This window comes from Bacillus aerolatus (assembly GCF_009183655.1).
Taxonomy (GTDB): domain Bacteria; phylum Bacillota; class Bacilli; order Bacillales; family Domibacillaceae; genus Pseudobacillus; species Pseudobacillus aerolatus.
In genome coordinates this window covers 399,180-415,712 of sequence record NZ_WEIO01000002.1, presented here as the reverse complement: position 1 = coordinate 415,712, position 16,533 = coordinate 399,180, and the positions used below count along the sequence as shown (strand labels likewise).

Here is a 16,533-nt window from a genome sequence, read left to right as displayed (position 1 = left end):
GGACCACCTTTTTGATTTAATTTTGAATAAGGTTATTATCGATTTTAATGTCTTTTGATGTCAATTCCAATATAGCATTATACAATGTATTATCCTCAATTTGATAAGCCGGTGCATCTGTTCCTGCACTGGATGTATCTACTGCTGGTATTAAAGTTTTGGCATGAATCTCATTTCCCTTGATCGTAACTCCAAACACTTTGGCACGTTTCGGATACCCATATGGGCCGATCTTAATTAAGGGTGTATTTTCTATGTTGTTTTTCGCTAATACTGTGCTGTTCAAAAGCTTAAATTTATCAGCTCCTTGGATGTAAATAGCTGCCCCGTACCCGATGTTTTCCTTTACTTCTAATAAAGAATTTTTGATAGTCACATCCGGCTTGCCGTACAAGCTGTTAACACTTACGAGGCTGCTTTGATCTTTTATCACACACTTATTTAAGACGTATTTCCCTTCACGGTTAATCCCAAGCCCCCCGGCCTTAAAAGAACAGTCGTTATACGTTCCCGCGGGAAGCACAGTACCTTTTCGATGACTATCCTCCACCACTAAGCGGTCATAGACACTTTGGCTGTTTCCCGTTCCAAAAATAAGACCCTTATCCCGAGTTTTTGCCTTTATAGTCACATCCTTCAAACGAACCGGCTTATCCCATATATAGAGAACCCCGGGACGAACACCGTTATGCTGGATCGCCACATTTTTTATCTTTTGGCCTTTTTCACTTCCAATGCTAAGGCTCGCGTCTGTCAGCGTTGCGTTACTAAATGAAATATTTTTACCAAGCAGCTTGACTTCACTGTTTATCACCTCATTGTGGTCCACGATTGCATTTTTCGAATAAAGGGTTAGACTAGATCCATTGAAGGTATTTTCCTTCACAACTACTTTTCCCCTGAATCCTTTATGGGCATGAACGCCGGCCGTCCCTTTTAAAGATTGTTCGAATTGGTTTCCTTCAATCGTGACGTTTTCTCCGTAGGCAAGCACAATCTGAATTTTATTGTCGGTAAATCTATTGTCTTTTATAACCGTGTTCTTACCGGGAAAAAATCCAGGTTCAATATCAATCCCACTTTGAGGGGCAGTTCCGTTCGTGTGATGGATATGATTATTCATAATTTTTACACCTTCTGAGCCGACTAAGCTAATTCCCTGCCTTCTGTTATATCCAATATCAGAATTCTTAATGGTCACATTTCTCGACATATCGACCGTCATCCGACTCACTTTAACATCCTTAGTTGAAGGTGCTTCAAAGACTGCCCGGAAATAATCGGCATCATTCGGGATAACGGACTCTCCTGAGTAAAATCGAACTTGTTTATCCGCTTTTATAAAGCTTCCACCTTTTCGATAGTAGTAGACGTCTACTTTGCTTCCAGACGAAATACCCTCCGGCAGCCAAAAATGAATATTTCGATAAGTTTTGTAGGCTGTATTATCAAAATGTGTTACCTCTCGGCTATTCGTGCGAATTTTACCTTTCGCAGAAACCGGTTTGCCTTTATCGTCGATCCCTCCCATTTCCAAGGACTTTTCCGAAATAGAAGACCCAGTAACTGTTGTACCGGTCACAATGATTCCATCTCCTGTGAACTTCTCGAGTTTCACCCCATCAATCACAACATCTTCTGCCCCAACAACCTCAACCCCAGATCCCCATTCATGCGTCCCCCCTGTGTCGGGACCTTTTTTTGAATAATCATGTGTACCCCTATCCCCGCGGTATACACCTCCTTTGACTTTTACATTTTTAACATCCGGTCCAAGGTAAAGAACAGAATAAACTTCAAATTCATTTGTCTCTTTTTGCAAGATCGTCTTTTCACTCAAAAGCAAATCCATGTCACTGACCATATTGATCCTTGCTTCAGGATCAGCTTGTTTTGTACCTTTAGCAATAAGGTAGGTTCCATTCGGAATTTTAAAGGTTTTGTACTTGTTTTCCTTTGCCCATTTAAGTGCTGCGTTGATCCCTTTAGTCGTTTCCAGCGGATGAGTTCCATCGTTGTACACTCCCCATCGACTCAATTCTAGTTCATACACCGGACTCTTCATCAAACTTTCAGCTTCATTATGGACTTTAGCAGCGAGTTTAGGCAGTTTATCAGGTGACAATGCCCAGCTCATAAACAGTACAACCATTATAGTCATACATGATACGATATATTTTTTCACGATATCACTCCTCATGCCTCCATAATTTCTAAAATGCCCACATAGTAAACCTTTTTCTTTATTCTTAGGGAAACAATGTCCCAAATCTTTAGGGGAGTGGCAGAGGAATAACAAAAGTGAAATTACACAAAACGGATTCGTTGCCGATTTGTGTATCCATCTTGATTAAATTGATCATTCTTACTCAAGATATCGGCCCTTACTTTAGTAACTTTTTTGAATAGCATAATAGGGAGATGGAAAAGACTCCAATCGTAATTGAACTGTCTTAAAACTAAATTTAAGTGGAGGCTCTATAGTAATGAAAAAGAAAGTTTTTATTCATTTAATGGACAAGGCTAGAGTTAAGCAACAGGTGATCCTTTATGTCTGAAGGTTCTTACTTAGTTGAATTAGTCCGCTGGAATATCAAAAACGATGGAACTGATGCTGTTAATACATCTAAAGGACTGAACGATGCCTTATCCTGGGCAGCCCAGCAAGGCTATTCCGAGGTTGTCTTGCCTAATGGCACTTATTTAATTGATGAGAATAATCCGATTCAACCTCAAAGCTATATGACATTCAATTTAGGTGGTGCTACGTTAAGAATAAGAGATAACAGCTTGCCTGGTTATGCCATTGTCTCATTTCGCAACAAACAGAAGTATTCAAGAGTGACTAACGGTAAGATTGAGGGAGACCGGTATACCCATAATTATTCAAGCGGGGGTACTCATGAATTTGGTTTAGGTGTGGAAATGAAATACGGAGGCCAGTACATTACTCTGGATAATCTTGAAATCTTCCATACGACCGGGGATGCTATTCTTGGTATTACTTCATTCGGAGGCATAGGCGGAAACTTTCCAAAACTCGCAGGGAATTTGGAATTAGGCGGGGTGAATACTTTAAATGGAACTTTAACCTCAGATTCTAATCGCATTCGTTCAAAAGTAAATATCCCCATGATCCCTCAAATAACAAACCTTGGTTACTTCGGGCTTTACGGTGACAGTTACGGCGGGATTGGCAGCGAAATTACAACAAACACATACGACGTAGTCTTTTATAAAAATGACGATACCTTTTTATCATCCAAGACAAACCTTCATTTCTTTGATGAAGTAGAGGTTCCTATAGGAGCAAGCTATGCCAAAGTTATATTACATCAAGCCACCATTCCTTCTGTTTCAGGAAATACAATATTAATACGAACTCCGGAATTTCCAAAACATGTGTATATTGAAAAATGCAATCTTCACCATTGCCGAAGATTAGGGATAGCAATATGTGGAATGAAACATTGCTATGTGAGCAAGTGTGAAATCCACCATATTAGCGGGACGGCCCCCCAGGGAGCCATTGCTATAGAAGACGGTTATGATATAAACCAATATATTTTTCTTGACAGCAATGATATTTATGACAATAAAAGCTATAACATTATTGCTGTAGCCGGAAAGCACATTAGCATTACTAACAGTCGAGTCCAAGGTGGAATATTTACCATCAATTCCGGCGTTGATAAAGCAACTATTGAAAAGAACTACTTTCACAATTGCGATCCCGTTCTAACAGGAGACGCGTTATTCTCAAATAACCACCTATATAGGTGCAGAATGCGTCTTCCAGGCAAAGCAGAGGCTTTAATAGATAATTGTTTCTTCCATAATAGTCCACTTAATTTCGGAAAACAAAAAGCCTATGTCGCCCAAATAAACAATTGTAAATTCTTATTCGATAATGATTTTTACGTTGCATCAATAAACCCTGGTGCCCCTTTGATATTTAGTGTTGAACCCCAAAGCATCTCAAATTGTATTTTTGAAGGAAGCGGAAGAGAAGCATTTACCGTAGTACCCATAGGAGCCCATGATTGGATCTTAAGCAATGTATCTTTTATAAATACTAGACACAAAGAAAACCGACCTACCGGATTGCCGCCAGGTGTATATACAGGGTGCACATTTATTAATAGTGGACGGCTAGAGGAAATATCCGGGGGGGGCAAATATGAATTTAGTAATTGTTATTTCAATTGGGACTCGCATACCCTTTTTTATATGGGTACAGATAAAAAAATTAATTCTTTCAAGGTAAACAACAGTTATTTTTTCAATCCTGCGAGTTCTGATAGTGCCTTCTTATTAAACGGAAAGTGGGGTAATCTTCAATTTTCAGGAAATATATTCCACTACCAAAATGGAAGCAGCAACTTTATGATTGGTATACGAAATACGATGGTTGCCGATCAAATACTTTTGACAGACAATACTTTTATGACGAGTATTTCAATGGTTAGTGTAAGTGCCGATAACTCCCCCACTATTCCTTTAATTTTCAAAGATAACAATTTAATCAAATCACAGGTCAAATTGCACAACAATCATATCAAATTAAATAATTTAATTAATAATATCTTTTATCCTTGATATCTACTTTCAACGGCGATTTAATTTCCCAAGTTTAACAAAATGAAATTCCTTAATATGAACGATTAACTAATTCCTTAGGCAGGATTAATTCCTGCTTTTTCTTTATATTGAAAGCTGGTATAATCGCCAATGTATTCACGACTAATCAAACTTTCGGGCGTTGCAAGAAGTGAAGGATTAATTATGTCAAACAGCATAAAAGGTTAACTTATTTGTGTTCAAGATATTGACTCAAGTCCAAATGTTAATATCAAATTCCTTGAAACTTTGAAATAGTACTTAATAGCATTTTCCTAGGTCTTTGCTTTTTATACATATCTTTACCTAACTGGTACAGGAAGTTTATATCTTTCTCTCTTATTGCACTTAAATATTCCTTTGGGAAGTATCTTATTGAACCTTCATTGGATAATGTTCCTATTAAATCCTCATTTGATATATACATAGCTATGGACTTTTTAATATTAGATTCCGATAGTTTACTACCGAACAAGTTACATAGACACGTTTTAAATGTATTAAGAAGCATTATGCTTATACCGTTATAATGTTCTTGCTTAGTGGTTACAAAGTATTCATTAATTACTTCTTTTTGTATCTTGTAACCATTTATCATATCTTCAAATAAATGTGGCATATATTTGCTTGTAAAACCGCCAAAACTATAAAAATAAAGAGAGTGGGAAATAACTTTAACCCTTTTTGCTTTTAAAAACATTTCCAAGTTATAAAATAGATCCTCTCCAAGAAAATAAATTCGGTCTAAATAGTTTCCACTTTTCGCTATTAACTCTTTTTTATAAAGCTTTGCACATAAAGAGGATGGAAATGGATGACCGTGAAAGTAGGCAGGAACGAGTTCCTTTTTAATTTCCTCACCGCTGTATATCTTATCCTTAGAAAAATAAACACTATCATTCTTTTTTTTGAATAGCGCGCCATTTCCTAATACTTTATACATATTACAAACTGTAATATCTAAGTCATTATTTATGGTTTCATTATAAAGTGTTTCGATACTCTTTTTATCAATCCAATCATCAGCGTCAACAAACATTATATAATCGGAAGACGAATTTTCTATTCCTTCTCTTCTAGCTGCAATACACCCTTCATTTTTTTTATCTATTACTTTTATCCGCCTATCTTCTCTCTCAAACCCCCGACAAATATGTAAGCTATTATCTATGGATCCATCATTTACCAAAATCAATTCGAAATCATTAAATGTTTGATTGAGTATTGATTTTATGCATTTTCCAAGTTTCTTTTCTGCATTATATATCGGCACTATTACACTCACCTTACTCATGATAACACCCACCTATTTTCTTTTATTTTTTTATAAATTTATCAAGATAGAATATAAAAAATGAAATAACTTGATACTTGTGGATATCTTTCCTCTTATTCTTAACTTGTTGTTACGAGAGATTTCCAGTATTCTAAGTACTATATCAATCGAACTTAATTTTTCAGCATAGATAAAGATCCAATCCATCGAAGAACCTTCTCCAGACAGGTGTCCAGATATTCCATGAACGAATGGAATCTGAATGCTTTTTTAGTAGCGTGGAAGCAGCATAAATAATATAGCTAATCCTTTAGTCTGTAAGAGCACCAAAAAATGTTTTTCGTCGCTCAGGGTTTTCCTTTCATATCGCTCGACCTCCGTGTTTTCTTAATATAACACTAGGGTTCTATGCGACATCTACCCTAACATAGGAGGCTGTGAGTCTACATTATTGGATGGAATACTTTTATTTTTTAACAGATTCATATTTTTTCTAAAAATCAGCTTGGAAATTATCCCTCTCACTCTATCCGTATGTTTCTCAGTTAATAATGCAATTATCCAAGCATATATAATGACCAAAATAGCAAGCGCAACTTTAATTATTAATGAATTCCCCTCGAAAGGCCATAGCGGGGACATTCGCCAAGTAAGTATAAAATTTGCTAAAGGATAATGTGTTAAGTATAAGGTATAAGAAAATCCCGCCAAGTACTTAGGAATATTATTTTTTATGGAACTACTGTTATTATTAAAAAACGAAACAACGAGATAGATAAGAAATGAAAATGTGATACCAACCCTTAAATCAAGAAAGAAACTACTACCTGCCTCGTAATGCAGTGAAACAATTGCTATTAAGGTAGAAAATAGAGTAATTATAAATTTTAAATATGCTTTCTCTAAGTTTAATGGTTTAATTAGTGGAATGATTGCACCCAATGACCATATCAGAAAATATTCCATTATCTTTTGACCTACAAAAATTGAAATTGCGATTGATACTAGTAAATAAAAAAGTTTTTTGCTTTTTTTACTTGAACAAAATATTAAAATTATACAAGGAAATAATATATAGTACCAAAATTCATAGGTTAAGCTCCATAATGGTCCATTTAAACCAAATGGTCCTTTTACTAATATCCCTTGCATAAAAAATAAATTCCCAAAAAATAGTTCCCAACTTATATAGTTAGAAACTTTTAAATTTGGGGGATTCAAATCTTCCCCGAATAGTCCGAGTTGTATTTTTGCCAAGATATAGGTTAGAAACAGGGCAGGTAAAAGAACTATCCATAATCTTGTTAATCTTTTAAACAGATAGTCAGACCAGCTCCACCTATTTTCTACAACTGCTTTTAAAACACTCGAAGATATAAAGTATCCACTTAGAACAAAGAATACCATCACTGCCTGATAACCAGGTACAGGAACATAAAAGTGAAATAGGAAAACAGTTAGAGCAGATAAAAATCTCATTAAATCTAAAATGCTAGAGGCTTGACTATCATTCTTTACTAAATTTAAAGATAATTTACCCAATAGTTAACACCACCAAAATTTAATTTATAATTTAAAATATAACATCACGCGTGCGGCGGTAATCTCCCAAAGAACTCCATATGTAGACACAAAAGGAATACCTTCTTTTGAAATGTAAACAACACCAAACAAAACCAAGAAAAAGTATTCCCTAAAAATAATTTCAAATGAAGGGTTGGAAATGCTTCAAAACAGCATTAATTATGAGTTCGCTGGACGGTTGAACCTTTTCCAATGGGTCAAATAGTCTTAGTTAGCACGACGAAAAATTCAGTATACAATCAGCTGTTTGCATCGGTATTTTCCTATGTACTGATCAAATGAATGTTTAGTCAAACAAAAAATACGAAAGTTTTTTATGCCATTATCTCTTACGGGCTGCTGTCCAGAGAACTAAAATTATACTGTGCTTCTGAAATGATCACTTTCCTACATGCACACTCAATTTTCATAGAACCGGTCTTCCTAATTCGAATAATCAACACGCCCGGTCTCATTTACTACTTTTACGCCACATTATCTTTAATTCTAAGCCTGCGTGTTATTCTTTTAATAGGAACAATTAATAAATCCTTTTCATACTTATTCATACCAGTCATCCACATTAGCAAAATGTATGCTACAGAAAACACAAAAATCTTAATAAACAACACGGTCCAATAATTAGCAAGTATTTGATTATTTAATGTAATACCGTACAATAAACTGATAACAAATGGTGTACTCATAAATAAAATGTTAACCCAATATTTAGGAATGTTGATTTTGACTTTCTTCCAATAATATATATTTATAATAATAATATTCCCTAAAGTAAAAGAGATAGCTGTCGCAATAGCACACCCAATAGCTCCCCACCATTGAACAAATATTACACTCATAATTACATTGAGTATAGCGATAGAAATATTGACTACCGATTTGAACTTTTGCATATTTTTTGCTTGGAGTATTACTCCTCCCATTTCCTGTATTAGTGAGACTAACATAGGAGCAAGAATAATAACTGCTATAATATAAGATTCACTATACTCTCTGCCGACCCATAGATAAATAAACTCTTGTCCAAAAACGATAAAACCACTTAAAGCAAATGAAATTATAATATATTGAATTCTCCCTACCTTAATAAATAACTCTGATAATTCTTTATCTGTTGCCCCCTTCATCACCATTGCGGATACCTTACTTAGAAATACATTGGATATAGCAGAAGAAAAACCAGAAAAGTAACCTATAAAAGAAACACCTATTGTATATATAGAAACAGCGACGGTTCCACTATAAATACCAAGTATAACTTGATCGGTTGACCAATAAAGTTGGCCAATAATTAAATTTAAGAATATATAAGATGAGAATATTATTATTTCCTTAACTAATCCTTTCTCCAACTTTTCAAAGGATATATTTATTTTTATTTTTTTAAAGCAGTAATTGAAATTTATAATAATTGTTAATAAGCTTAGTAATGCAGTTACTAACGCCATGGTTATAGCTCCATATCCTTTTACTAAAAGTGGCAACATTAATAAAGGATTTATTATGGAACCAAGGATTACAATCATTTTTTGAAAAACAAACTTTTCATGGGCCAAAATGATTATATTAAACATTCCTAGTCCTATTCCAATGGATATGTTTGCTATCATAATTCCCATGATTATCTCCAGTTTGTTAAGCTCTTCAATACTTAGCGAATTTGAAAAAACTAAATCCGCATTTAATGTTAGTATTATTCCTGCTACTAATGCGACCGCACCTAAAGTGCCGTACATAATAAAAAACAATCCGTATAATTCAGAGCACCTTTTTTCATCATTTAGTGCTTTGTATTTTGCCGTGTATCGAATTAATGCATTCCCCAATCCAAAGTTCAAAACACCTACATATCCTGCAGTTGCGCTAGCTAAACTATATAATCCATACTCCGATTGACCAAGAAGACTTAGCATAATAGGTGTATATATTATTGAGATAGCACTATTAATAAACAATGCTACATATGATAATGTGGCACCAGCTTTTAGTTGACTTTTCATATTCTAAACCTTCCATATTAAATTTTATTTAAAAAGCATTCTTGATACATTATCAACGAAATTTACATACAACTATATTAACCCTTGACTCGTTATTGGAGGTCAAATAGAGTTTTTGCACTTCTTCTTGTAAGTTTTAGCTGCAAAATACTTATTAAAACCTATTTTAGTAACATCAAAATGGATCTTTTATGGGCAATAAAATAGCTTATGAGGTCCGTAGGGGCTGCATAAGCTACTGCGATATCGCATTCAATTCATTTTGGTTTACTGGCTAATCACTTAAAACATATTTGTAGAAAGGGCTTCTTTCTTTTGTAATCTTACCAATAAAAGTATATGATGAGAGCCTCGATAATCATCTCTTTATTTGGTAAATTCGGCTCAGTTACATGTAAAGGCCCCTTTAGAATTTCCTTCATGTTGTCCTTTGAAATATTCAATCCTAACGTCATTAGAGATGGAATTCAAGAACCCTCCATGCTCTTCTAACATGAAATTTATGATTTCAAATTGATCCTTTGGCATCTCTGTTATCATATTTAGGAGCGCCTTTTCCGTTTCGCCTGCATTGGTATTAATGAGCATTAAGTTGATTTTTCACAACACCCCCGAATCAATAGCCTAATACTATAAATCTACCTTTATACAGATTCTATAATTGAATAAACTTTTTCAATCTCTTGCTCAGTACCCGCCCTTTCTCTACTTAAATTTTCGTATAAATATTCCCTCAAATTACGATTCTTTATTATTTCCTTTATACCTATAGAAATCGATTCTGAATTCATGTCGACTATTAAACCATTTTCTTTGTTCTTAATCTGATTTGTTACTACTGTAAAATTTGTTGCTACTATTGGCTTTTGTAATATTCTAGCTTCAGCTATCGCTAACCCGTAACCTTCAAATCTTGATGGCTGAACATATATATCACATTGTTTTAAGAACACATACGGGTTTCGTTTTATTCCTAATAGTATAAATGTGTCCTCTAGTTGATATTCCCTAATCATCGTTTCTAACTTACTTTTAAGATTTCCTTCGCCAATTGCATACCACTTAATTTTATATCCTTGCTGCTTTAACTTGAAACAAGCCTTTATAGCTAAATCATATCCCTTTACATCTACTAATCTTCCAATGGTTAATATCCTTAAACCATCAAAATTATCAGTAAATCCACCAAAAGAGGATGCCATTGACTTAATTAGGCTAGGTGAGACTATATCGTAAATAACACTTGTTTTCTTCACAATACCTGGCATTTCATTAACAAAAACTGCTTTATTATGATCCGACACAGCTATAACATTATCGTATTGTTCGTAATACTTTTCATCAAAGTTTTTATTATATGGTGCTACTTTATAGTCAGTATTTATCCAACATATTTTTTTCTTTGCTATAACTTTTTCCGCAACAAAATAAGTTGGTGTACCCTGACTATAAGCTATGGCAATATCATATTCCTTCTTTATTTGATCTATACCTTTTTTTATCCATTTCCAGCTTATTTGAGCACTATGCATATGTTTTTTATAAAATGGGTTTCTAAGAGAGCAGGAAATTCCAATTCTTATAAATAACTCCTTAAATTTTTTATTCTTAAACAAACTCCTTATATCATTGTGTTGTGTCATAAAATAGTTGGGTACATCCAGTAAATTAACTTTTTCGTGCAAAAGCGGTAAATATAACCCCGAAGGAGAAAACATTAGTAAATCAACATCATACTTTTGATAATTAAATAAAGCTAGCAAAGAAACCAGACTTTTTTCTGCCCCTCCACTATTTAAAGAATCTATAACAAACAATACTTTCTTCATAATAAGCCCTCACACTATTACTTTTGTAGATAATGCATTTTTTAAATAGTTCTTAGAAAACTCAATCTTTTCATTCAATATCTTTTTACTTTCTTTATATTCAACCTTTCTTAATATGTTTTCTAGTTTATAGTTTTCATTTACTAACCTTTCACTAAGTCTTAGATCATCCAATAAGTCTCTCATTCTCGTATTTATTGCTTCAGTTCTATTAACAATAACAAAATCTTTTTCGTAAACGATTGAAAAAACAGCTGCATGAAAAGAATTTGAAATAACAATTTGTGCATGTCTAACCAGGGATATAAATGTTTTCGGCCCAACGAATTTAAAATACCTATCGCAAAATTTAAGCTTACCAGGATTAATAGTATAAATTTTATATCCTTTATCCCTAGCAATTTCAACAGCTAGTTTTTCAATTAATTTGTTATTATCAAAATCATATATTAATATATACTTTTCATTAAATTCCTCTCTCCCAATATTATTCCACTCTTCTTTATCTAGTAAAAATACCGGATCTACGACATTAACCGCATTTTTTATATTCAATTTATTTAAAATTTCTACACCGCTTCTTTCTCTTATACCTACGCAATCCAATTTTCCTATGCTCTCTTTTACAAAAGGCGTATAATCTTCTGAAATTGTATCAGTTGCAAAACTGGCTGCGTAAGATGCCTTAATTTTTCCCTTAGGTACAAAGTCTAAATAGAACGCCGGATCTTTTCCATTTTCATGTAAACTATTCCAAATTTGATCACTCCCACATATAAATGCATCTGCATAAGGTAAGTTTTTCTTTATTTCATCATTAGAGGCAAATCTTGATTTTGTTATCTTTAAGTATTCATTAGTAAACTTATCAAAAGCTTTTTTTCTTTTTAGTTCCGGTATTCTCATCGGGATCTTTAGTACTAAATATATTGATTTTGTTAAAATATTTCTTGCCCATTTTGAATTATCAATGCTTAATAGGTTGTAATGATTACTTAAATAATCTGGTTTATAATCTATTATTTCAACATCATGACCACAGTTTGTTAAATACTTCATTAATCCATATGCCTGTAACGAGGCACCATGATTATAAACATCGTGGCATGTTATAGTACAAATCTTCACACCCGCACATCCTTTTCTTATTTGAAAATTCGAAACACCTGTGTGCCGCCGCTTACTATTTTTTATCGGAACTTTTTGTATACATTTTTTTAATAACCTCCTGATCTCCTTCTGTTTAAGAGAAAATATCAGGACATGTTTATTTAATCAATTTGTTGACCGTTTTCCACTTTCTTTATTTACATCCTGCTCATTTTGCCATTTAATAAATTCAAGCAATGTTTTATATTCTTGCATCTGCTCCTTTTGGACCCCCAATTCTTTTAATTCATTAACAAAATCAACCCATTCTTCATCAAGCTGTGTTCGTTTAGGTTCTATATTTCTTTCTACCTTTAATAACGTTTTGAGGTCCACTCCTAAAACAACTGCTATTTTTTCTATCACATTTATAGAAGGATTTTGGTTTAAGTTCCTTTCAATATTGCTTAAGTTCGACTTAGCTATGCCGGCACGATCGGCAAGTTCTGTTAACGACAATCCCCTTCTTTTTCGAATTTCGTATATATTTTTTCCTATCATTTATTCGTACCTCTTTTATCCTTATTGGATGGCTTCTCTAAACTTTTAGTTTTAATTCATGTTTAAGACAATCGACCACTCTCATTAACTCTTCTTCGGATAGATTGGAGCCCGAAGGCAGGCATATGCCCGTCGTAAATAACTGTTCAGACACACTATGATGATCTTTATGAGGATAGTATTTTGCCCCTTCGAATAATGGCTGCAAATGAAGCGGCTTCCAAACGGGGCGCGCTTCGATATTTTCTTCAGCTAAAGATTGCAATAAAACGTTAGAGGAAATCCCTGTTTCTTTCTCGTCTACTGTTAAAGTTGTAAGCCAGCGGTTAGACATCGTATTTTCCAGCTCAGGCATAAAGTGAATGCCCGATATATAAGATAATTCTTCGTAATACTGGGAAAATGTGAATCGTCTAGCGTTCACTCTTTCCTCTAGTACCTCTAGCTGCGCCCTTCCAATGCCTGCTAAAATATTACTCATTCGATAATTAAAGCCTATCTCGCTATGCTGATAATGAGGGGCCGGATCTCTAGATTGAGTGGCTAAAAAGCGCGCTTTTTTTAGAGTATCGACATCGTCGGATACGAGCATTCCGCCACCGGAAGTTGTAATGATTTTATTCCCGTTGAATGAAAAAACACCAAATTTACCAAAAGTACCACTTGGCTTTCCTTTATAACTGGAACCAAGCGATTCAGCCGCATCCTCGATAATCGGTACATCATATCCATTACATATCGATAGAATTTCATCCATCTTTGCACTTTGGCCGTATAAATTGACTACGATGACTGCTTTTGGCAGCTTTCCTGCAAGAGCAGCTTCTTTGAATGCCTTTTCGAGCGCTTCCGGTGACATGTTCCAAGTTTCCGGTTCCGAATCAACAAATACTGGCTCTGCCCCTTGATAAAGAATGGGATTAGCACTCGCTACAAATGTAAGGGTAGAACAAAATACCGTATCTCCTTTGTTTACACCTAATAAAGAAAGAGCCAAATGAATAGCTGCAGTTCCTGAACTTAAGGCAACAGCTTCATTGGCTCCTATGTAACGGGCTAATTCATTTTCAAAGGCATCCACATTGGGTCCGAGTGGCGCAATCCAATTCGTATCAAGCGCTTCTTGAATATATTTTAATTCATTTCCAGACAAATGCGGAGGGGAAAGGTGCATTTTTTTATTTATAAAAGTCATTTAACCACTACCCTTTCTTGATTATCTATATCAAAAAGGTGTCTAAGCTCTCTTATATTAATAAGCTCCCTTAGGTCATTGATTTGATAATGAGCTTTTAACTCTTTATCGACTACTAAATTAGAATAAATTCCAGTAGTTCTCTTCACATGTACCGTCAGCCACCCCAATTTTTTTGCAGTAACAAAATCTTTTTTTAAATTGTCCCCGATATAAACGCACTCATTGTGTAAGCAACTTAATCCCTTTGTTACTTCTCTATACGGCATTGGACTTGGCTTCCAATTGCTCCTTCCGTAGATGTCAGAGAGAATAATTGTGTGAAATTTTTCTTTTAAGTTTAATGCTTCTACCTTTTGTTTCTGTGTAATAAGATACCCATCTGATATTATCCCTTTTTTAATACTTCCATGTAGATTATCAATTACCCATTTAGCATCGTCTAACAATTCAATTTCTGGTTTATGAGCTCTATAAACGCTTACCATCTTGGATATCATACTCTCGTTAAAACTAACATTTAATAATTCTAATGTTTTATTGAAAACATTCGCTCTTTCACCTGAATTAAATAAGTCAGTAGCCAAACCGTAAAAATCAGTTATATCAAAATTGTTTTCCAACCACATATCAACAGCTCTAAAGCCACTAAGAACATAGTCAATTTCTTGGTAAAGAGTATCATCGATATCAAAGACTAATGCATTTATTTTCATTTTGAATAATCTCCGCAAATATAGCTTCATCATATCTAAGCATTGTAAGATCTTCCTTCCAGGAAAAGTCTTGCTTTGTAAATCTTACTCCCTTACTCATTTCTGTTGTCCATAGGGGAAAATTTGCACCTGCCTCGATCGAAAGCGGAATTCCTCCACCGAACCGTGGGTTTATTTCAATAAAAGTTATTTCACCATTTTCTTTCCTAAAGCATTGTAAGGTTATACATCCAACTGCACCAGGCAGCTTATGCATAACATCTTCCACAGCATTAATGATTTCAAAATCTTTTTTTGTAACACCTTTACTTACTTCACCAGCCCTTGTTTCCATTCGTAGTCGCGGTACAATCGTTTTTATATTTCCATCAAAATCTGTCATTACGTCCACAGTATACTCATCACCTGATACGTACTCTTGAATCATTGCGTTTGGAATATAGTCTTTAAAGAAATTTAATTCTTTTTCATTCTTTATTTTAGTAACACCCACACTTGAACTTCCGTTTTTAGGCTTTATTAGTAAAGGAAACTTGTAATTATTTTTCTTTATTTCCTCTTCACTATATACGTGAGGTGTGGATATTCGGTTGTTTAAGAAGAATTCATACGTTTTTAATTTATCAAAGGTAATCTCGGTTAATCTCATACTTGATACCATTACTTTTACACCAATTTCCTCGAATACATTTCTATTTTTGGCCAATAAAACTAATTCTGTATCAATGAGAGGAATTAATAGATCAATCTCTTCTAGTTTGCATATTTTTAAAACCTCTTCTAAGTAATTCTGGTCTGTTACTCTCGGTACAAGAAAATGCTTATCGCCGAAAAATAGTGACGGTGCTGTATTTTTCATATCCGCAGTCACTATTTTTCCAGAAATATCATGCTGAGAAAACGTTTCCTTGAATTTTTTTATAAGGGATACCCTTCTTCCGGAACTAGTAAAAAGTATATTTAGATCACATTTTTTCATATTTATTCAGACTCCCTCTAAAGACTGGCATAGTGGCATGGTTGTCATGCCTAATTCCTTCAGATTTGATCACTTTTTTGATCGTTAAAAATAAGATCTTCCAATCAAGGAATAAAGATTGGTTATTCACATACCAAACATCTAATTCAAATTTCTCTTCCCAGCTAATGGCGTTACGTCCATTCACTTGTGCCCATCCTGTTATTCCTGGTCTTACTAGATGACGTTTAGCTTGTTCTTGTGTATATAATGGCAAATACTCCATTAAAAGTGGGCGTGGCCCTACTAAACTAAGGTCTCCCTTTATAACATTAATGAGCTGCGGCAACTCATCTAAGCTATACCTTCGCAAAAGTTTTCCAACAGAAGTTAATCTAATATAATCTGGCAACAGATTTCCCGTATGGCCCCTTTCATCTGTCATCGAACGAAATTTATACAAATAGAATGGCTTGCCATGTAATCCCGGACGCTTTTGCTTAAATAGGACTGGACTGCCTAATTTTAATTTGACTAATAGGCCAATTAATAAAATAATAGGCAACAAAATAATAAGTAGTAATAATGAACACATAAAATCTAAAAATCTTTTCATTTCGTTCCTGCTCCCACGTTTAAATTTGGGTTAATTTGTTCTTGCCAATAGTGTTAACAGTTTATTTTGTATATCCTTCAATATGTCTT

General features: G+C 34.2%; 12 protein-coding genes. 1 reads left to right on the top strand and 11 read right to left on the bottom strand.

All coding sequences use genetic code 11. From position 1 onward, the window contains the following. Positions 1–16: 16 nt before the first annotated feature. A complete protein-coding gene (locus F9802_RS05620) occupies positions 17–2,185 on the bottom strand; it encodes a right-handed parallel beta-helix repeat-containing protein (RefSeq protein WP_225435199.1) in 2,169 nt (722 codons plus the stop codon). 365 nt (positions 2,186–2,550) lie between these two features. On the opposite strand from F9802_RS05620, the gene F9802_RS05615 reads away from it, so the two are divergent. Further along, on the top strand, positions 2,551–4,599 hold the full coding sequence (locus F9802_RS05615; protein WP_152150166.1) for a right-handed parallel beta-helix repeat-containing protein: 2,049 nt from the start codon (positions 2,551–2,553) through the stop codon (positions 4,597–4,599). Between the two features lie 253 nt (positions 4,600–4,852). Here F9802_RS05615 and F9802_RS05610 read toward each other — a convergent pair whose 3' ends face one another. The 10 genes from F9802_RS05610 to F9802_RS05560 form a co-directional block, all read right to left on the bottom strand. Further along, positions 4,853–5,914 (bottom strand): glycosyltransferase family 2 protein, encoded by a 1,062-nt coding sequence (locus tag F9802_RS05610; RefSeq protein ID WP_152150165.1) that lies wholly within the window; start codon positions 5,912–5,914, stop codon positions 4,853–4,855. Between the two features lie 399 nt (positions 5,915–6,313). Then, a complete protein-coding gene (locus tag F9802_RS05605) occupies positions 6,314–7,438 on the bottom strand; it encodes an acyltransferase family protein (protein ID WP_152150164.1) in 1,125 nt (374 codons plus the stop codon). 506 nt (positions 7,439–7,944) lie between these two features. Further along, positions 7,945–9,480, bottom strand: a complete 1,536-nt coding sequence (locus F9802_RS05600) for an oligosaccharide flippase family protein (RefSeq protein WP_152150163.1) — start codon at positions 9,478–9,480, stop codon at positions 7,945–7,947. Positions 9,481–10,124: 644 nt separating this feature from the next. Further along, complete coding sequence (locus tag F9802_RS05590; protein ID WP_152150162.1) at positions 10,125–11,309, bottom strand: glycosyltransferase; 1,185 nt, start codon at positions 11,307–11,309, stop codon at positions 10,125–10,127. A 9-nt stretch (positions 11,310–11,318) separates the two neighbouring features. Further along, on the bottom strand, positions 11,319–12,437 hold the full coding sequence (locus F9802_RS05585; protein WP_152150161.1) for a polysaccharide pyruvyl transferase family protein: 1,119 nt from the start codon (positions 12,435–12,437) through the stop codon (positions 11,319–11,321). Between the two features lie 147 nt (positions 12,438–12,584). Continuing rightward, positions 12,585–12,959 (bottom strand): helix-turn-helix domain-containing protein, encoded by a 375-nt coding sequence (locus F9802_RS05580; protein ID WP_152150160.1) that lies wholly within the window; start codon positions 12,957–12,959, stop codon positions 12,585–12,587. 37 nt (positions 12,960–12,996) lie between these two features. Further along, positions 12,997–14,154 (bottom strand): DegT/DnrJ/EryC1/StrS family aminotransferase, encoded by a 1,158-nt coding sequence (locus F9802_RS05575; RefSeq protein ID WP_318636103.1) that lies wholly within the window; start codon positions 14,152–14,154, stop codon positions 12,997–12,999. Then, the gene (locus tag F9802_RS05570) at positions 14,151–14,870 is read right to left on the bottom strand and encodes an HAD family hydrolase (protein WP_152150159.1); all 720 of its coding nucleotides are present in this window, start codon (positions 14,868–14,870) and stop codon (positions 14,151–14,153) included. Before F9802_RS05570 ends, F9802_RS05575 begins: the two co-directional genes overlap by 4 nt. Next, complete coding sequence (locus F9802_RS05565) at positions 14,845–15,849, bottom strand: ATP-grasp domain-containing protein (protein WP_152150158.1); 1,005 nt, start codon at positions 15,847–15,849, stop codon at positions 14,845–14,847. Before F9802_RS05565 ends, F9802_RS05570 begins: the two co-directional genes overlap by 26 nt. Beyond that, positions 15,836–16,444: a sugar transferase gene (locus F9802_RS05560; RefSeq protein ID WP_152150157.1), complete on the bottom strand. Its 609-nt coding sequence runs from the start codon at positions 16,442–16,444 to the stop codon at positions 15,836–15,838. Before F9802_RS05560 ends, F9802_RS05565 begins: the two co-directional genes overlap by 14 nt. Positions 16,445–16,533 lie beyond the last annotated feature (89 nt).